Raw genomic sequence first — 18527 nt, 5'->3', positions numbered from 1 at the left:
CGGTCGGCGGCCGGCCGGTGGTCAGTCGCTGGTCAGTCGCTGGTCAGCGCGGTGGTGAGCAGTCTCGCGGCGCTCTCGACCAGGGAGTTGTCCCAGGGTGCGTCGGCGGAGTCCTTGGCGGTGAGGACCGAGAGCACCACCGGGACGCCGTCCGGGGTCCAGGCGACGCCCACGTCGTTGGCGACGCCGTAACGCCCGGATCCGGTCTTGTCGCCGAGGGCCCAGTCGGCGGGGACACCGGCCCTGAGCCGCTTGCCGCCGGTGGTGTTGGTGAGGAGCCAGCCGGTGAGCAGGCTGCGGGCCGCGCCGGTGAGCGCGTCGCCGAGGACGAGCCGTTCGTAGCTCCGGGCGATGGCGTACGGGCTGGTGGTGTCGGTCGTACGGCCCGGCTCGGCCGAGTTCAGCTCGGGCTCCCAGCGGTCCAGGCGGGTGACCGGGTCGTCGATCGAGCGGCAGAAGGCGGTGATGGCGCCCGGGCCGCCCAGCTCTCGGAGGAGCAGATTGGCGGCGGCGTTGTCGCTGTGGTTGACGGTGGCGGAGCACAGCTCGTACACCGTCATGCCGCCCGTGACGTTCTTCTGCTCGCCGGTGACCGGCCCGCCGCCCGAGGTGTCGACGAACTCCCTGGTGTACCGGATGCGACGGCCGAGGAACCGGCCGTCCTGGTTCAGATCCCTCAGCACGGCCGCCACGGCGAGCGTCTTGAAGACCGAGCACATCGGGAAGGTCTCGTCCGCCCGGTACCGCACGGTCCGTCCGGTGGCCGTGTTCCGGGCGAAGACGCCGAGCCGTCCGCCGTGCGTCCGCTCCAGCTCCCGCAGCCGCCGCCGGACCTCGCGGTTCGCACCGGGCCGGGGTCCGGGGCCGGGCGCGGCGGAAGCCGCCGACCCCGCGCCGAGGGTCAGCGCCGCTCCCGCGCCGAGACCGAGGACCGCCCGTCGGACGGGTCCCCCGTCCGATGCCGTCACGGGTTCGTCCCTCTGGTGCCCAGGCTGTTCGGCGCGCCTCACGCTCACTCCTTCGACGGTCCGCGGTGAGCCCACAGTCTGTGCCGACGAAGGGCCCGGGGACATGAGTACGCGTACTCAGGCACCCGGGGGAGGGGCCGTCAGCCGGCCTTGACCAGCCGGGCGAAGACGACGACGTTCGCCTCGTAGCCGTCCGCCTTCGAATAGCCGCCGCCGCAGGTGATCACCCGGAGTTCCGCGTGACCGGTGTCCCCGTAGACCTGGGCGGCGGGGAAGTCGTTCTTGGCGAACACCTCCACCCCGTACACCTCGAAGACGGCCTCCGAGCCGTCGAACCGAGGCACCTCGATCCGGTCGCCCCTGCGGACGGAGCCGAGGCCGTAGAACACGGCGGGCCCCGAGCGGTTGTCGACATGGCCCACGACGACCGAGGTGCCGCGCTGGCCGGGGGCGATGCCGTTCTGGTACCAGCCCGCGATATTGGGATCCTTCGCCGGCGGGGCCTCGATCCAGCCGTCGGCGTCCAGACCGACGTCCATGATCGGAGCGTCGATCGAGAGGGCGGGGACACGGATCCGCTCGGCGGGGGCGAAGTCCATGGACTTCGGGGGGACCAGCGGGGCGAAGGTCTCCCCCGCCGTACGGCCGAGGGAGGCCGCGGCGGCGGGCTGCGGAGGGCCGAGCGAGACATCGACGCCGTCCTTCATCAGCGCGATCCCGGTCAGCATCACCAGGGCCAGCACCCCCCAGGGCGAACGTCCGCGTGACTTCGAGTCGGGGTACCCCTCGCCCATGATTCTCCTTTTGTCCTATTTCCCTGGCGTCCAGGGGGCACGCTAGGCGAGCGACGGGGGAGCGGCGAGAAGGGAAGGGCGAACGGGTGGCGTCGGCCACTCGGGGTGGTCCATCCGTGTCATCGGCCGGACAGAATCCCCGAAACGTCCATGACCTGCGCCTCCGTCAGATCGCTTCGGCGTGTCGCCGGTGTGTCGTCTCACTGGGGTGGACCAGCGCCGAAATGCGGGGAATGTCGGGCCCAGTGAGGGTTCGTCATGGAAGGCGTACTCGTCGAATCCCCGGAGCGCCGCTTCGGTGCGTCTTCCTCTGGAGGTTCACGATGCGTGCTTCACGCGCTCTCGCAGTGGCCGCCGCCGCGTGCGCTGCCGTAGGGCTGTCCGCCCCGGTGGCCGCCGCGGGCGGCGACAGTCAGGAACATGAATCGCTTCATGTCTCCGTCAGTCCGCACGCCGTCCATCAGGGCGCCACTCTCACGATCACCGTGCGCGGCTGTGGACGCGGGGGCACCATCACGTCCAACGCCTTCCCGCGCATCAGCCTGCACCGGGGAGAGAACCGCGAGGGCGGCCGAGGGGACGACCGGGGCGAGGACCGGGGGGACGGCCGGGAGAACCGCGAGGAGGACCGGGGCGGCGAGAACCGGGGCGGCGACAACCGGGGTGAGAACCGGGGTGAGAACCGGGGCGACGCGCGCGGCGGCGACGCGCGGGGCGAGGACCGGGGCGACGGCCGGGACAACCGGGGGAACTCCCTCAGCGTCGGCGCGCGGATCCACGACCACGCCTCACCCGGCCGCTACCATCTCGCGGTCCGCTGCCAGAGCGACTCGCAGGTGGAGACCGCGCGGTTCACCGTGCTCTCCGGCCGCGGCACCCATGGCGGCCTCGGCGGCTCTATGGGCCCCACCTCGGCCGAGATGGCCGTCGGCGCGGGCCTCGTCACCACGGCCGCCGTCGGCGGAACCCTCTTCATCGCCCGCCGTCGCCGCACGGTCGGCGGACGCGTCTAGGCCGCTTCGCCCCGGTTCCCGGCCGGGAACCGGGGCGAAGGCCGGTGGCTGTGAGGGGCGGTCGGCGCCGGTCAGTGCCGGTGGTCGTCCGCGGGCCGTCTGCGGACGGCGAGTACGGCCCCGCCGGACGCGGCCAGCACCAGCGCCGCGCCGATCACGATGTCCCAGGTGTCCATCTCCCCGACGCTGCCGCCGAGCCCGCCCCTGACGCCCCGCGGAGTGGCCGGGGCGCTGGAGCCGGGTGTGGCGCGGACGGTCGAGGCGGGAACGGCGCTCACGGTGGAGCTGACGGTCGGGGTCGAGCTGCCGCCCGCGATGGTGAGATTGAACGAGCCGCGCCGGCTCCCGCAGGTGAACTGGACCGAGTGCTGGGTCCCGGGCCGTGCCCCGGCGGCCACGGTGACGACCGACGAGGTCCCGGGCTGGATGGTCACGGCTTCGAAGACCCCGGACGACGCGGTGGCCGTGGTCTCGCACCCGCTCGCGGAGAGGAAGACCCGCCCGCCCGGCGTCACGGTCGAGGGGCTGACGGTGAAGAGGGGCGATGCCTTTCCGTCGGCCGCGGTGGCGGCGGGAGCGGCCAGGGCGAGGGCCGCCGCTCCCAGCGCGGCGGCGGACGCGGCACATATCGCGCGCATGGTGAGTCCTCCGGGTTCCCCGAGGAGCTGTCGCGGAACCGATTTCCACACAAGACAGGGAATGCCCCTCGATATCCGGAACGCTAAGAGCGCCGCCGCGGGCCCGCGATCCCTGCCGGGCGAATGGGTCATCCGCTTGGGCCGTGCGGAGGACACCCCCGGCATGTCGCCCCCATCTCCGCCCCCGCCCCCGCCTCCTGCCCCCACCCCCACCCCGCCCGCCGAAAACCTCCGGCGCCGTTGAACCCGTACCCGCCCTTCGTCCGTTCCCGTGACGAACAGGAGCGGACAGACACGGACGAGCGGCGAGGCATCTCACTCGCGGTCACCGCGGTGTTCGTCCCCGTGCTCGCGGCGGCGCCGGCGGACCGGCTGACGTGAGGGTTGTGTGACCAAGAACGGACCGCGAATTTCCGTTTGGACTCGCCCAATTGGCGGGCGATCAGTAGCCTCGGCTCGAACAGCGGCCATGAGCATGGCCGGACTTCCCCCGTGGCGACCCTGGCGACTTGGTTGGAGACATCGATGGAGCGTCCCGTCTGGGCCGCGCCCGGCATCGACATATCGATGCCGAGCGTGTCCAGAATGCACGACTTCTACCTGGGCGGTTCACATAACTTCGAGGTCGACCGGGAGGCCGCTCGCAGGGTCCTCGCACTCCTGCCCGGCCTGCCGAAGGTCATGCAGGCCAACCGCGCGTTCATGAGCCGCGCGGTGCGATACGCGGCGGCCCGGGGCGTCACCCAGTTCCTCGACATCGGCTCCGGCATCCCCGCCTTCGGCGGCGTCCACGAGGTCGCGCTGAAGGCCGACCCCGACTCCCGGGTGCTCTGCGCCGACCGTGACCCGGTCGCCGTCGCACACGGCCGGGCCGCCCTCGGCAAGGGAGCGGCCGCCGCCTTCATCGCCGCCGACCTGCGCAGACCCAGACAGATCATCGACAGTCCGGAATTCGCCGGACTGTTCGATCCCGACCGGCCGGTGGCGCTTCTGCTGCTCTCCGTGCTCCACTTCGTCGAGGACGCGGACGACCCGTACGGCGCGGTGGCCGAACTGCGGGACGCCCTCGCGCCCGGAAGTCTGATCGTCATCAACCACGCGGCGTACGACGGAGTCCCGGTGCCGGAGGAACAGGCGGCCCGCGCGGTCGACGTCTACCGTGAGATCCGCAACCCGCTGATCATGCGTTCACAAGATCACATAGCTAGGTTCTTCGAGGGGTACGAGATGGTCGAGCCCGGACTGGTGTCGCCGCCCGACTGGCGGCCGGACGCCCCAGCCGAGCAGGAAGACCCATATGCCTTCACAGGCTTCGCCGGGGTGGGGCGCAAGGCGTGATGACGCCCTCGCAGATCGTGCACCCCGCGGCGGACCCGGACGGACTTGAGGACAGACTCCGCCGGTTCGCCACCATCTGGAGCCGCGCCGTCTTCCCCGTGACGGCGACCTCGCTCACCCGGGCCGAGGTCGAGGAGCATCTGCTGCCGCTGGCACGGATGCTGAGCGAATCGCTGCACGCCCGGGTCTTCGACCCGAGGGCGGCCCAGCGGATCGGCGCGGCACTCGTCGAGGCCCACTGCACCGACCCCGAGGCGCTCAGCCGTACGCTCGGAGTCGTCGACGCCTATCTGGTGCTCTACTGCGGCCTCGGACCCGCGCAGAGCACCGACCCGGCGGCCGAGGACGGCCGGGCCCGCTGCGCCCGGCTCCAGCACGCCGTCGCCGCCGGCTTCGCCGGCGCGCTGCGCACCCGCACCCTCGGCGAGCAGGAGGCCATCGCCCGCTCCGCGCTCCAGGCCCGCTCGGACGCCGTGAGCGCGCTGCACGCCACCGAGACCCGGCTGCGGGCCGTGTTCGAGGGCGCGGCGATCGGCATCGGGATCGCCGATCTCGACGGCAATGTGCTGGAGCTCAACGAGACCCTGACCCGGATGTTCGGCGGCCTCGAACACCATGTGCGCGGCAAGAAGGTCACCGACTGGGCCCACCCCGAGGACCGGCCGCACGTCTGGCAGCTCCACCGCGAGCTGATCCGGGGCGAGCGCGAGCACTTCCGGGTGGAGAAACCGTTCTTCCGCAACGACGGCACCGTGCTGTGGACCAATCTGACGGTCTCTCTGCTGCGCGACACCGAGGGCCGCCCGCAGTACCAACTGGTGCTGCTGGAGGACACCACCGAGCGCCGGCTGCTCAATCTGCGGCTGCGGTACGAGGCCACCCACGACGCGCTGACCGGACTGCCCAACCGGACGCTCTTCTCCGAACGGCTGGAGAAGGCGATCTCCGGCGGCGAGAACCGCCGTTTCGGCCTCTGCTATCTCGACCTTGACGGTTTCAAGGTCATCAACGACAGCCTCGGCCATGCCACCGGCGACCGGCTGCTGGTGGAGGTCGCCGACCGGCTCCAGAGCTGCGCCACCGCGCCGGGCGAGATGGTGGCCCGGCTCGGCGGCGACGAGTTCGTGGCGCTGACCACCGGTCCCGACACCCAGCACGAGGTGCGCGAGCTGGCCTCCAGGATCCTCGGCGTGCTCGCCGCGCCCATCCGGGTGGACGGGCGGGAACTCTCCGTCCGGGGCTCCATCGGCATCGTCGAGGGCCCGGCGGGGGAGCGCACCACGGCCGAGGTGCTGCGCAGCGCCGACATCACCATGTACCGCGCGAAGTCCGCGGGCGGCAACCGCTACGAGATCGCCGATCCCGAGCTGGACGCCCGCGCCATCACCCGGCACGGACTGACCACCGCGCTCCCCGCGGCGCTGGAGCGCGGCGAGTTCTTCATCGAGTACCAGCCGCTGGTGCACATGGACGACGGCAGCGTGCACGGCGCGGAGGCGCTGGTGCGCTGGCACCACCCCCAGCACGGGGTACTCGGGCCGGACCAGTTCATTCCGCTGGCCGAGCACACCGGTCTGATCGTGCCGCTGGGGCGCTGGGTGCTCCAGGAGGCGGTACGCCAGGCGATGTACTGGCAGGAGAATCACGCCGACGGCGGCCCGCTGCGGATCAATGTGAACCTCTCGCCCACCCAGCTGCACCACCCCGGTCTGGTCACCGACACGGTCGCCGTCCTGGAGGGCTCCGGCCTCGCGCCGGGCGCGCTCTGCCTGGAGGTCACCGAATCCGCGCTGATCGGCGCGGACGAGCAGCTGCTGAAGCCGCTGCGGCAGCTCGCCGACATGGGCGTCGACATCGCCCTGGACGACTTCGGCACCGGGTACTCCAATCTGGCGAATCTGCGCCGGCTGCCGGTCAGCGTCCTGAAGCTGGACCGGTCCTTCACCCAGGGCATGCAGCATCTGCCGGTGGACCCGGTCGACGTCAAGATCGTGGAGGGGATCGTCTCGCTGGCGCACAGCCTGGAGCTGGCCGTGACGGTGGAAGGAGTGGAGACGGGGGCACAGGCGGAGCAGCTGAGGGAACTGGGCTGCGACACGGCCCAGGGCTGGTACTACGCCCGCCCCGGACCGCCGGACCGGCTCCACGCGCTCTCGCTCGCCGACGCCGTCTGACCCGCCCGCGACCGTCCCACCGGCCCACCCCGGCCGACCGGCCCGTACGCACGTACGCACCGCCCGCCCCTGCCCCACCAGGGGCGGCGTCCCCCGCCGCGCGCCGGTCCGTCCCACTGGGGGAGCCGCCGTCTCACTCCCGGGAGTCCAGCAGCACCCGCTGCAACTCCCTCGCCGCCCTCGGCGGAGCCACATCGCTGCGATGGGCGAGCGCGATCGTCCGCCGCAGCCCCGGATCCGCGAGCGGGGTCACCCGGAACCCGGGCCCGGCCCGCCCCGCCACCATGCTCGGCACCACCGCGACCCCCAGCCCCGCCCGTACGAACCCCAGCACCGCGTCCATCTCGCCGCCCTCCACCGTGAAGCCCGGCTCGAAGCCCGCCGCCCGGCACGCCGCCACCGTCAGCTCCCGCAGGTCGTACCCGTGCCGGAACATCACCAGCGGCTGATCCCGCAGATCGGCGATCCGCGCCGGCCGCCGGGGCGGCTTCCCCGACGCGGCCGAGACCACCACCAGATCCTCCTGGAGCAGCTCCACCGTCGTCAGCGCCGGGGACCCCGGCGGCAGCGGCAGCACGATCAGCGCGAGATCCAGCGCCCCCCGCGCCAGCTGGCGCACCAGATCGTGCGACCCGCCCTCCTCGATCAGCAGCCGGATCCCCGGATGGCGGTCGTGGAAGACCCGCAGCACCTCCGGCAGCAGACCGGTGCAGAGACTCGGCGTCGCCCCCAGCCGCACCCGCCCCCGCCGCAGCTGCGCCAGCTCCTGCACCTCCTGCCGGGCGGTGTCCGCGTCCGCCAGGATCCGGCGCGCCAGCGGCAGCAGCGCCTCCCCCGCCTCGGTCAGCCCGATATTGCCCCGCGCCCGGCTGAACAGCTCCGCCCCCAGCTCCGTCTCCAGCGCTCTGATCTGCTGCGACAGCGAGGGCTGGGAGACATGGACCCGCTCGGCGGCATGGGTGAAATGCCGGGTCTCGGCGACCGCCACAAAGTACAGAAGCTGCTGAAATTGCATGCTTCACGGTAGCGCACCATAGGCTTTGACTATGGAGATCAGCTGAATCATGTCTTGGACCTCTGAAGACTTCCGGCCATACCGTTCCTCCCATGGTTCTGGCAACGCGTACCGAAAAGGGACCGGCGGATCGGAAGACGCCACCCAGACGCACCTTCTGGGGGTCGACGCTCGGCAAGAAGACCGTCATGGCGGTGAGCGGCCTGATGATGCTCGGCTACCTCGCCGCGCATGTGCTGGGCAATCTCAAGGTCTTCTTCGGCCCGCAGGAGTTCAACGAGTACGGTCACTGGCTGCGCACCATGGGCGCACCCGTGCTCCACCAGGAGTGGGCCCTGTGGATCGTCAGGATCGGCCTGCTCGCGGCGGTGGTCGCGCACGGCGTCGCCGCGTACCAGCTGAGCAGGCGCGACATCCGGGCCCGGCCCGTCTCCTACGCGCACAAGCGCAAGCGGGCGAGTTACGCCACCCGCACCATGCGCTGGGGCGGCATCATCCTCGCGCTCTTCATCGTCTGGCACATCCTCGATCTGACGACCCTCACCGTCAACGAGAACGCCCAGCCGGGACGCCCGTACGAGAACGTCGTCGCGACCTTCTCCACCTGGTACGGCAACGTCATCTACCTCACGGCGATGCTCGCCCTGGGCCTGCACATCCGCCACGGCTTCTGGAGCGCCGCCCAGACGCTCGGAGCCGGCAGCGCCACCCGGGACCGCGCGCTCAAGGCGGCCGCCAACGGTCTCGCCCTGGTGCTGACCGCGGGCTTCGTCGCCGTACCCGTCGCCGTCATGACCGGAGTGGTGAGCTGAGCATGGACTTCACGCAGTACACGACCGGCGCGCCGATCGCCGACGCCAAGGCCCCCGAGGGCCCGATAGCCGAGCGCTGGGACCGCCGCCGCTTCGAGGCCAAGCTGGTCAACCCGGCCAACCGCCGCAAGCACACCGTCATCGTCGTCGGCACCGGTCTCGCGGGCGGCGCGGCCGGAGCCACCCTCGGCGAGCAGGGTTACCACGTCGAGCAGTTCTGCTACCAGGACTCCCCGCGCCGCGCCCACTCCATCGCGGCCCAGGGCGGCATCAACGCCGCCAAGAACTACCGCAACGACGGCGACTCCATCCACCGTCTCTTCTACGACACGGTCAAGGGCGGCGACTTCCGGGCCCGCGAGTCCAATGTGCACCGCCTCGCCCAGATCTCCGTGGAGATCATCGACCAGTGCGTGGCCCAGGGCGTGCCCTTCGCCCGGGAGTACGGCGGACTCCTCGACACCCGCTCCTTCGGCGGCGTCCAGGTCTCCCGTACCTTCTACGCCCGGGGACAGACCGGACAGCAACTGCTCCTCGGCGCGTACCAGGCGCTCTCCCGGCAGATCGCGGCGGGCACGGTCACCCTGCACGCCCGCACCGAGATGCTCGATCTGATCGTCATCGACGGACGGGCCCGCGGCATCGTCGCCCGGGACCTGGTCACGGGCGAGATCTCCAGCCACTTCGCGGACGCGGTGGTGCTGGCGACCGGGGGCTACGGCAATGTCTTCTATCTGTCGACCAACGCCATGAACTCCAACGCCACCGCGATCTGGCGCGCCCACCGGCGCGGCGCGTACCTCGCCAACCCCTGCTTCACCCAGATCCACCCCACCTGCATCCCGCGCACCGGCGACCACCAGTCGAAGCTGACGCTGATGAGCGAGTCGCTCCGCAACGACGGCCGGATCTGGGTCCCCAAGGCCCAGGGCGACCAGCGGCCCGCGAACGAGATCCCCGAGGACGAGCGCGACTACTACCTGGAGCGGATCTACCCCTCCTTCGGCAACCTCGTCCCCCGCGACATCGCCTCCCGCGCGGCGAAGAACGTCTGCGACGAGGGCCGGGGCGTGGGCCCCGGCGGGCAGGGCGTCTATCTCGACTTCGCCGACGCCATCGAGCGGATGGGCCGGGCCAAGGTCGAGGAGAAGTACGGCAATCTCTTCGACATGTACGCACGGATCACGGCGGAGAATCCGTACGAGGTCCCCATGCGGATCTACCCCGCCGTCCACTACACCATGGGCGGCCTCTGGGTCGACTACGACCTCCAGACCACCGTCCCCGGTCTCTTCGCCGTCGGCGAGGCCAACTTCTCCGACCACGGGGCCAACCGGCTCGGCGCGTCGGCGCTGATGCAGGGGCTCGGCGACGGCTACTTCGTCCTCCCCTCCACCATCAACGACTATCTGGCCCGGGCCCCGCTCGGCGACCGGCCCGACGCCTCCCACCCCGCCGTCGCCGAGGTGCTCGCGGAGACCGAGGACCGGATCCGGCTGCTCCTCGCCGTCGACGGCGACCGCACCCCCGACTCCTTCCACCGCGAACTCGGCGAGCTGATGTGGGAGTTCTGCGGAATGGCCCGTACCGAGGAGGGGCTGCGCAAGGCGCTCGACCGCATCCCGCAGATCCGCGAGGAGTTCTGGCGGCGGATCAAGGTCCCGGGCACCGGCGAGGAGTTCAACCAGTCCCTGGAGAAGGCCAACCGCGTCGTCGACTATCTGGAACTGGCCGAGCTGATGTGCCTGGACGCCCTTCACCGCGCCGAGTCCTGCGGGGGCCACTTCCGCACGGAGTCCCAGACCCCGGACGGCGAGGCGGCCCGCCGGGACGAGGAGTTCGGCTACGCCGCGGCCTGGGAGTTCACCGAGACCGGCGCCGCGCCCGTCCTGCACAAGGAAGACCTCGTCTTCGAGTACGTCCACCCCACTCAGCGGAGCTACGCATGAAGCTCAAACTGCGTGTCTGGCGTCAGCGCGACGCCGGCGCGTCCGGCACGATGGCCACCTACGAGGTGGACGGCATCTCCCCGGACATGTCGTTCCTGGAGATGCTCGACACCCTCAACGAGGACCTCATCCTGCGCGGCGAGGATCCCGTCGCCTTCGACCACGACTGCCGCGAGGGCATCTGCGGAGCGTGCAGCCTGGTCATCAACGGCGACGCGCACGGCCCCGAGCGGACCACCACCTGCCAGCTCCATATGCGGTCCTTCGCGGACGGCGACACCATCGACGTCGAGCCCTGGCGGGCCGCCGCCTTCCCGGTCGTCAAGGATCTGGTGGTGGACCGCTCCTCGTTCGACCGGATCATCCAGGCCGGCGGCTATGTCAGCGTCCCGACCGGCGCGGCCCCCGAGGCCCACGCCACCCCCGTGCCCAAGCCGGACGCCGACTTCGCCTTCGAGCACGCCGAGTGCATCGGCTGCGGGGCCTGTGTGGCCGCCTGCCCCAACGGCTCGGCGATGCTCTTCACCTCGGCGAAGATCAATCACCTCAATGTGCTGCCGCAGGGCGCGCCCGAACGCGAGACCCGGGTGCTCGACATGGTCGCGACCATGGACGAGGAGGGTTTCGGCGGCTGCACACTGACCGGGGAGTGCGCCACCGCCTGCCCCAAGGGCATTCCGCTGCCGTCGATCACGGCCATGAACAAGGAGTGGCTGCGGGCGAACCGCAAGGTCAAGCGGTAGTCGGACGGCAGTCGAGCGAATCGGTGAATCGCTGAATCGGATGTACCCGACAAATGGTTGCTCGCTTTTCGGCCATGTTCACCCCTCGTATACAAGGCGTCAAGGCGTGATGACCTCAGAAGGATCTTCACGTGCAGGGCACACATTCAATGGAATCTCCTCTTCCGGACTGATGTGGCGCTTGCCCGCAGCAAGATCGAAGAAGTCGGTCCCCGTGTGACCCGCCAGGACATGTCCGTATGACAGCCAACCGACGGGCACCCTCTATTACGGGTGATCACTGTCCGTGTAGGCATGGTCAAGGCGGCCCCGACACCCGGGGGCCGCCTTCAGCCATGTCTCTCTGGGGGTTCTCTGTCATGTCCAAAATCACCCGCCGTCAAGCCGTGGGAGCCGTCACCGGCACCGCCGCCGGCCTGGCGCTCGTCGGTGTGGCCAGCGCCTGGGCGGACTCCACGCCCGCCGAGGGCGGCAAGAACAAGGCGGCCCCGCCCGGCGGCAACGGCGGGCCCGTGGCCTTCGACGAGGTCTTCCAGGGCCGCCGCATCCAGGGCGAGCCTCTTGAGGGAGCCGCCGCCCACGCCCGCGGGCACGCCGGACACGGCTCCCCCTTCCGCGTACTGATAGACGGCCGCGAACTCCATGTGATGCACCACGGGAAGAGCGGCTGGAGCAGCGCGATCAACCACTACGAGAGGTTCGCCTCCCCGCTGGAGACCGCGCGCACCGCCGTCACCACACTCAAGGGCGCCTCCGTCGTCCCGTTCAACCCCACCGTCTGAGCCGGGAGCAGTCGCCATGACCGTACGCAAGAACCAGGCGAACCTCACGGCCGCCGAGAAGAAGGCCTTCGTCGACGCGGTGCTGGAGGTCAAGCGCATAGGCGTGTACGACGAGTTCGTCGCCGCCCACCGCCTCCGCTTCGCACTGGACATGAACACCGGGGTCTATGTGGGGCACTTCGGCCCCTCGTTCCTGCCCTGGCACCGCAAGTTCCTCATCGACTTCGAGAACGAACTCCAGAAGATCGACGCGTCGGTGTCGATCCCCTACTGGGACTGGACCGTCGACAACTCCGTCGCCTCCTCCATCTGGGCGCCCGACCTCCTCGGCGGCACCGGCCGCCCCCTGGACGACCAGGTGATGGACGGCCCCTTCGCGTACTCCGGGGGCAAGTGGCCGATCAACATCCAGGTCGACACCCGCCCCTTCCTCGCGCGCAATCTGGGCTACCGCGTCCCCACGCTCCCCACCCGCGCCCAGGTCGACGCCGCCCTCGCCATCCCCACCTACGACTCCGCGCCCTGGAGCGACGCCTCCGCCGGCTTCCGCTCCACGCTCGAAGGCACGGCGTCGTACATGAGCATGCACAACCGGGTGCACACCTGGATCTGGGGCCAGATGGAGACGAGCGTCTCCCCGAACGACCCGGTGTTCTGGCTGCACCACTCGTTCGTCGACAAGCTCTGGGCCGACTGGCACGCGCTCCACCCGACCAGCGCCGAATACCTCCCGGCCGGGACCACGCCCAATGTGATCGACCTCAACGACACCATGCCGCCCTGGACCAACACGACTCCCCAGAGCATGCTGGACCACACCCAGTTCTACACCTACGCCTGACGGCCTTCGAGGGCGGACGCCAGAAACGGCGCCGTACGGCTCCCCGCCGCCGAGGCCACCTCGGCCGGGGTGCCCGCGGCGACGACGCGTCCGCCCTCGTCGCCACCGCCGGGCCCCAGATCGATCACCCAGTCCGCGCCCGCCGCCACCGCCATGTCGTGCTCCACGACGACCACCGAATGACCGGCGTCGACCAGACCGTTCAACTGGCGCATCAGCACCTCCACATCGGCGGGGTGCAGACCGGTCGTCGGCTCGTCCAGGACGTACAGAGTGTGCTCGCGGCGCGGACGCTGAAGCTCCGTCGCCAGCTTGATCCGCTGGGCCTCCCCGCCCGACAGCTCCGTCGCGGGCTGCCCGAGACGGAGATAGCCCAGCCCCACATCGAGCAGCGCGGCCGGCGCGCGGGACGCCGCGGGCACATCGGCGAAGAAGTCCGCGGCCGCCTCGACGGTCAGGTCCAGCACCTCGGCGATGCTCAGCCCCCGGTACCGCACCTCCAGGGTCTCCGGGTTGTAGCGAGCGCCCCGGCACTCCGGGCACGGCGCGTATGTACTGGGCAGAAAGAGCAGCTCGACGGTGACGAACCCCTCGCCCTGACAGGTCTCGCACCGCCCGCCCGCCACATTGAACGAGAATCTGCCCGCACGGTAGCCGCGCCGACGTGCCTCGTCGGTGGCGGTGAACACCTTCCGCACCACGTCGAACAGACCCGTGTAGGTGGCGAGATTGGAGCGGGGCGTACGCCCGATGGGCCGCTGGTCCACCGTCACCAGCCGGCCGACCCCCGGCGAATCCGCGGTGACCGCCCCCACCAGGGTCGACTTGCCCGAACCGGACACCCCGGTGACCGCCGTCAGCGCCCCCAGCGGCACCCGCGCCGTCGCACCGCGCAGATTGTGCCGGGTGACCGGGCCGATCCCCAGCCAGCCGGCCGGCTCCCGGACCGCCCGGACGGGCGCGGGGGAGCGGTCGAAGAGAAACCGCCGGGTCGCCGACTCTCCGACGTCCGCGAGCCCCGCCACCGGGCCGGAGTACAGCACCAGACCGCCGTGCTCGCCCGCGCGCGGCCCCACATCGACGACCCAGTCCGCGCCGCGCACCACCTCCAGCTGGTGTTCCACCACGAACACCGAGTTCCCCGCCGCCTTGAGCCGCTCCAGAACCACCAACAGTGCCTCGGTGTCCGCCGGATGCAGCCCGGCCGACGGCTCGTCCAGCACATACACCACCCCGAAGAGCCCGGCCCGTAGCTGGGTCGCGAGCCGCAGCCGCTGAAGCTCCCCGGCGGAGAGCGTCGGAGTGGCCCGGTCCAGACTGAGATAGCCGAGGCCCAGTTCGGTGACCGTGCCGATCCGCGCCAGCAGATCGGCGGCCAGCACCCGGGCCGTCTCGTTCCCGCCCCCGTGCCCGCCGTCCCCGTGCCCGACGCCCTCCCCGCCGCCGGATCGCAGCACCCGGGCCAGCTCGGTGAGCGGCAGCGCCGCCAGGGCGGCGATCGTCCGCCCCGCGAAGGTCACCGCCAGCGCCTCGGGCCGCAGTCTGCCGCCCCCGCAGGACGGGCAGGGCTCACTGGTGAGGAAACGTTCCGCCCTGGCCCGGAGCGCCGGGCTCTTCGAATCCGCGAAGGTGTGCAGCACATACCGCCGGGCACTGGTGTACGTGCCCTCGTACGGACGCTGGATCCGGCCCGCGTCCCGCACCGGGTGCACCGTGACCACCGGCCGCTCGTCCGTGAAGAGGATCCACTCCCGGTCCGCCGGATCCAGCTCGCCCCAGGGCCGGTCGACGTCGTACCCGAGCGCGTCCAGCACATCGCGGAGATTCTTCCCCTGCCACGCGCCGGGCCAGGCCGCGATCGCGCCCTCGCGGATCGACAGCGAGGGATCGGGGACCAGCAGCCGCTCCTCGGTACGGTGCACCCGGCCCAGACCGTGGCATCGGGGACACGCCCCGGCGGCCGTGTTCGGCGAGAAGGCGTCCGAGTCCAGCCGCTCCGCGCCCTTCGGATACTCGCCCGCCCGCGAGAACAGCATCCGCAGCGAGTTGGAGAGCGTGGTGACCGTGCCCACCGAGGAGCGCGAGGAGGGCGCCGAACGCCGCTGCTCCAGCGAGACGGCCGGGGGCAGCCCCGAGATGTCGCCCACCTTCGGCGCGCCCACCTGGTGGATGAGCCGCCGGGCGTAGGGCGCGACGGACTCGAAGTAGCGCCGCTGCGCCTCGGCGAAGAGCGTGCCGAAAGCCAGCGAGGACTTGCCCGACCCCGAGACGCCCGTGAAGACGACCAGCGCGTCGCGCGGGATGTCCACGTCGACGCCCCGGAGATTGTGCTCCCGGGCCCCGCGGACGCGGACGAAGGGGTCATGAGGGCTGTGCATAACGGACAATTCTAGGCAGTGGTGCTGGTCAGGCGCTCACTCGGGGTCGGCGGCCCGGCGGCGGTCCCCGCGATCCCGGCCAGCCTGCGATAGGAGTCCAGCAGCGCGTCACGCTCGTACGCACTGGTGGTGACCAGCACTTCGTCCGCCTCCGTGGCCTCCAGCACCGACTCCAGCTCGGCCGCCACCTGCTCCTCGGTCCCCGCGATGTGGCCCCGCAGCGCCGACTCGTAGAACCCCCGCTCCCGCGCCGTCATCGCCGTCGACTCGACCCGCCCGGCCGGGGCGAGCGGCGGGAAGACCCCATGGGTACGGGAGTGGGCCAGCGCCCAGGCCTCGGAGACGAGCAGCCTGCGGGCGGCCTCCTCGGTGGCGGCGACGGCGACCGTGCCGGAGTAAATCACCCGGGGATGCCCGGACCTGGCCCCGACCTCGCCCCCTGTCCCTGGCCCGGACCCGGCCCCGGACTCCGGCTGGGCGGCGCGAAAGCCTTCGCGATAGCGGTCGATGGCCGCCAGCATCCGGTCCCGGCCCTGGAACCCGCTGATGACCAGGGGCAGCCCGGCCCGTGCCGCGATGTCCGCACCCGACCCGGTGGCCAGCACATACGCAGGGACCCGCAGCCCCTCGGCGGGATGCGCGTGCACCCCGGGGTGCGCCGGCGAGCCGCCCGTACCGTGCCCGTCCGGGCCCCGGAAGAAGTCGAGCAGCTCGGTGAGGCGCGCCTCGAACTCCTCCGCGTCCGAGGCGTCCCGGCCCAGCGCCCGGCGTATCCCGTCGGTGAAGCCGATCGAGCTGCCGAGCCCCATGTCGATGCGCCCGGGGAAGAGCGAGGCGAGCACGCCGAACTGCTCCGCCACCACCAGCGGCTGATGATTGGGCAGCATCACCCCGCCCGTGCCCACCCGGATCACCGAGGTCGCCGCCGCGACGGCCGCCGCGAGGACGACCGGCGCGGACCCGGCCACCCCGGGCACACTGTGGTGCTCGGCGACCCAGAACCGGTGGTACCCGAGCGCCTCGATCCGCTGCGCGAACCGCACGGTGTCGCGCAGCGCGGCCGGTCCGTCGTACCCCTCCCGGGTACGGGACCGGTCGAGCACGGACAGCGGCGTGGACGCGAGTCGTGAGGTCACACTCGATTCAACGCTCCGCCGCCGCCAGGATTCCCGTACGCGGACCCTGGGCCGGTCGGGTGACGCCCGGAGCAGGAAGATGCCACGGGAGAGGGAGGGGCGGGGGATCCCGGCGTGCGCCACCGGCGCGCGCCCGACCCGTGTACGCGCCGCGTACGCCCTGTCAGTCGCCGCCCTCCAGCCGGAAACCGACCTTCAGTCCCACCTGGTAGTGCTCGACGGATCCGTCGACGATTCTGCCGCGCACCTGCGTGACCTCGAACCAGTCGAGTTCGCGCAGGGTCTGGTTCGCCCGGGCGAGGCCGTTGCGAATGGCTTGATCCACTCCATCGGGAGATGTGCCGACAATCTCAGTGACTCGATAGGTGTGATTGGACATGTTGTCGTACTCCTCTCGCTACACTCTCTCCACACGCTCTCCACCGTGCCCCACCAGGAGGCGGTGCGCGAGGCGTCGATATAGGGCTTGACCGGCCACTTTGGTACATACCAAAATCCAGCCACACCCGTGCGAGCCTGGAGCGCGCTTCCCCCCATCGGGTACACGTTTCCATGCCCTCGAAGGTGAACGCTGTGAAAATCCGCCGCCCGCTCTACACCTCTGTCGTACTCGTGTCTGCCCTCGCGCTCACCTCCGGCTGCGGCCTGATTCCGGGCAGCGGTTCCGAAAAGCGGACCGTGAAGATCTGGCTGATGCAGGAAAGCGTCTCTCAGGACTTCCTCGACCGCTTCACCAAGGCGTACGAGAAAGAGCACCCCTCGGTGAAGCTTCAGTTCAGCTTCCACTCCTGGACCGGCATCGGGAAGAAGGTCACCTCCGCCCTCGAAGGCAAGAACACCCCCGACGTCATCGAGGTCGGCAACACCCAGGTCGCCCAGTACGCGGAGAGCGACGCCCTCGTGGACCTCACGCTGGAGGCCGTGCGGGACCTCGGCAGCGAGGACTGGCTGGAGGGTCTCGCGGAGCCCGGCAACATCAACGGTTCGCAGTTCGGCATACCCTGGTACGCCGCCAACCGCGTCGTCGTCTACAACAAGGACATCTTCAAGGACGCCGGGGTCGACAAGTTCCCCAAGACGCGCGAGGAGTGGGTGGACCTCTCCCAGCGGCTCAACACCGACGGAACCCAGGGCATCTACCTCCCCGGCCAGGACTGGTACACCCTCGCCGGCTTCATCTGGGACGAGGGCGGCGACCTCGCGGTGGAGAACGCGGGCGACTGGGAGGGCCGTCTCCACACGGAGGAGGCGCTGCGTGCGATGGAGTTCTACAAGGAGCTCCAGGCGCAGGGCAAGGGCCCCAAGGACTCCGACGAGCAGAAGCCGCCGCTGGTCGACGTCTTCGCCAAGGGCAATATCGCCCAGATCATCGCCACCCCGGGCACGGCGGCCGTCATCGAGAAGAACAACCCGCAGCTCAAGGGCAAGCTCGGCTACTTCACCATCCCGGGCAAGACGGCCGACAAGGCCGGCGCGGTCTTCACCGGCGGCTCCGACCTGATCATCCCGGAGAAGGCGGACCAGCGGAGCGCGGCGATCGAGGTCGTCAAGGAGATGGCGGGCGAGCGCTGGCAGACCGAACTCGCCCGGACGATGAACTACGTGCCCAACAAGAAGGCCCTCGCCCACGTCATCAAGGGCCAGGAGTCCGCTGCCGCGATGGCGGCCGGCGCGGCGGCCGAGGGCAGCAAGGCCACCCCGAACACCGTCAGGTGGGCCGAGGTCGAGGTCGACAACCCGATCAAGCCCTTCATGACCAAGGTGCTGCTGGGCGGGGACGCCGAGCGCGCGGGCAAAGAGGCCTCCGACCGCATCAGCTCCATCCTCGCTCCCTGACCCCGCCGACGGGCCGCCCCCCCCCCCCCCCCCCCCGCCCGCGCCGGGGCCCCCCGGGGGGGCCGCCCCCGGCCCCGCCCCCGCCCCCCCCCCCCCCGGGCCCCCCGGCG

At 71.0% G+C, this 18527-nt stretch carries 16 protein-coding genes; 9 read left to right on the top strand and 7 right to left on the bottom strand.

Annotated features, from left to right (window positions below; genetic code table 11):
• Positions 1 to 32 precede the first annotated feature (32 nt).
• Entirely contained in the window at positions 33 to 968 is a 936-nt protein-coding gene (gene bla, locus IE247_RS17020) for a class A beta-lactamase (RefSeq protein WP_229869166.1), read from the bottom strand.
• 140 nt (positions 969 to 1108) lie between these two features.
• Complete coding sequence (locus tag IE247_RS17015) at positions 1109 to 1762, bottom strand: class F sortase (protein WP_190123978.1); 654 nt, start codon at positions 1760 to 1762, stop codon at positions 1109 to 1111.
• A gap of 323 nt (positions 1763 to 2085) precedes the next feature.
• On the opposite strand from IE247_RS17015, the gene IE247_RS17010 reads away from it, so the two are divergent.
• Positions 2086 to 2775, top strand: coding sequence for a hypothetical protein (locus IE247_RS17010; protein ID WP_190123977.1), 690 nt, complete (start codon positions 2086 to 2088; stop codon positions 2773 to 2775).
• 71 nt (positions 2776 to 2846) lie between these two features.
• Here IE247_RS17010 and IE247_RS17005 read toward each other — a convergent pair whose 3' ends face one another.
• The gene (locus IE247_RS17005) at positions 2847 to 3413 is read right to left on the bottom strand and encodes a hypothetical protein (protein ID WP_190123976.1); all 567 of its coding nucleotides are present in this window, start codon (positions 3411 to 3413) and stop codon (positions 2847 to 2849) included.
• Positions 3414 to 3938: 525 nt separating this feature from the next.
• Between IE247_RS17005 and IE247_RS17000 the strand changes: the two genes are divergently transcribed.
• Entirely contained in the window at positions 3939 to 4751 is an 813-nt protein-coding gene (locus IE247_RS17000) for an SAM-dependent methyltransferase (protein WP_190123975.1), read from the top strand.
• Entirely contained in the window at positions 4751 to 6925 is a 2175-nt protein-coding gene (locus tag IE247_RS16995; protein ID WP_190123974.1) for a putative bifunctional diguanylate cyclase/phosphodiesterase, read from the top strand. Before IE247_RS17000 ends, IE247_RS16995 begins: the two co-directional genes overlap by 1 nt.
• 133 nt (positions 6926 to 7058) lie before the next feature.
• On the opposite strand, the gene IE247_RS16990 is transcribed toward IE247_RS16995, so the two are convergent.
• Positions 7059 to 7940 (bottom strand): LysR family transcriptional regulator, encoded by an 882-nt coding sequence (locus IE247_RS16990; protein ID WP_190123973.1) that lies wholly within the window; start codon positions 7938 to 7940, stop codon positions 7059 to 7061.
• 92 nt (positions 7941 to 8032) lie between these two features.
• Here IE247_RS16990 and IE247_RS16985 point away from each other — a divergent pair, with 92 nt between their 5' ends.
• The 5 genes from IE247_RS16985 (at position 8033) to IE247_RS16965 (ending at position 13067) form a co-directional block, all read left to right on the top strand.
• Positions 8033 to 8752: a succinate dehydrogenase gene (locus tag IE247_RS16985; protein ID WP_190123972.1), complete on the top strand. Its 720-nt coding sequence runs from the start codon at positions 8033 to 8035 to the stop codon at positions 8750 to 8752.
• Between the two features lie 2 nt (positions 8753 to 8754).
• The gene (locus IE247_RS16980; RefSeq protein ID WP_190123971.1) at positions 8755 to 10701 is read left to right on the top strand and encodes a fumarate reductase/succinate dehydrogenase flavoprotein subunit; all 1947 of its coding nucleotides are present in this window, start codon (positions 8755 to 8757) and stop codon (positions 10699 to 10701) included.
• Positions 10698 to 11444 carry a succinate dehydrogenase/fumarate reductase iron-sulfur subunit gene (locus IE247_RS16975; protein ID WP_190123970.1) on the top strand — a complete coding sequence of 249 codons (747 nt, stop codon included), beginning with the start codon at positions 10698 to 10700 and terminating at the stop codon, positions 11442 to 11444. The genes IE247_RS16980 and IE247_RS16975 overlap by 4 nt, the downstream gene beginning before the upstream one ends.
• A gap of 359 nt (positions 11445 to 11803) precedes the next feature.
• On the top strand, positions 11804 to 12226 hold the full coding sequence (melC1, locus tag IE247_RS16970) for an apotyrosinase chaperone MelC1 (RefSeq protein ID WP_190123969.1): 423 nt from the start codon (positions 11804 to 11806) through the stop codon (positions 12224 to 12226).
• A gap of 16 nt (positions 12227 to 12242) precedes the next feature.
• Entirely contained in the window at positions 12243 to 13067 is an 825-nt protein-coding gene (locus IE247_RS16965) for a tyrosinase family protein (RefSeq protein ID WP_190123968.1), read from the top strand.
• On the opposite strand, the gene IE247_RS16960 is transcribed toward IE247_RS16965, so the two are convergent.
• The 3 genes from IE247_RS16960 to IE247_RS16950 form a co-directional block, all read right to left on the bottom strand.
• Complete coding sequence (locus IE247_RS16960; RefSeq protein ID WP_190123967.1) at positions 13058 to 15445, bottom strand: ATP-binding cassette domain-containing protein; 2388 nt, start codon at positions 15443 to 15445, stop codon at positions 13058 to 13060. The two genes, IE247_RS16965 and IE247_RS16960, sit on opposite strands and share 10 nt — an antisense overlap.
• A gap of 11 nt (positions 15446 to 15456) precedes the next feature.
• Positions 15457 to 16581 (bottom strand): MsnO8 family LLM class oxidoreductase, encoded by a 1125-nt coding sequence (locus tag IE247_RS16955; RefSeq protein ID WP_190123966.1) that lies wholly within the window; start codon positions 16579 to 16581, stop codon positions 15457 to 15459.
• A gap of 163 nt (positions 16582 to 16744) precedes the next feature.
• Positions 16745 to 16960, bottom strand: coding sequence for a dodecin (locus IE247_RS16950; protein ID WP_190123965.1), 216 nt, complete (start codon positions 16958 to 16960; stop codon positions 16745 to 16747).
• 194 nt (positions 16961 to 17154) lie between these two features.
• Between IE247_RS16950 and IE247_RS16945 the strand changes: the two genes are divergently transcribed.
• Positions 17155 to 18417, top strand: coding sequence for an extracellular solute-binding protein (locus tag IE247_RS16945; protein ID WP_229869171.1), 1263 nt, complete (start codon positions 17155 to 17157; stop codon positions 18415 to 18417).
• The last annotated feature ends 110 nt before the right edge of the window (positions 18418 to 18527 follow it).

This window comes from Streptomyces inusitatus (assembly GCF_014651115.1).
In the GTDB taxonomy this organism is placed as follows: domain Bacteria; phylum Actinomycetota; class Actinomycetes; order Streptomycetales; family Streptomycetaceae; genus Streptomyces; species Streptomyces amakusaensis.
The sequence above is the reverse complement of the archived record's forward strand: the minus strand, read 5'-3'. Positions and strand labels throughout refer to the sequence as shown.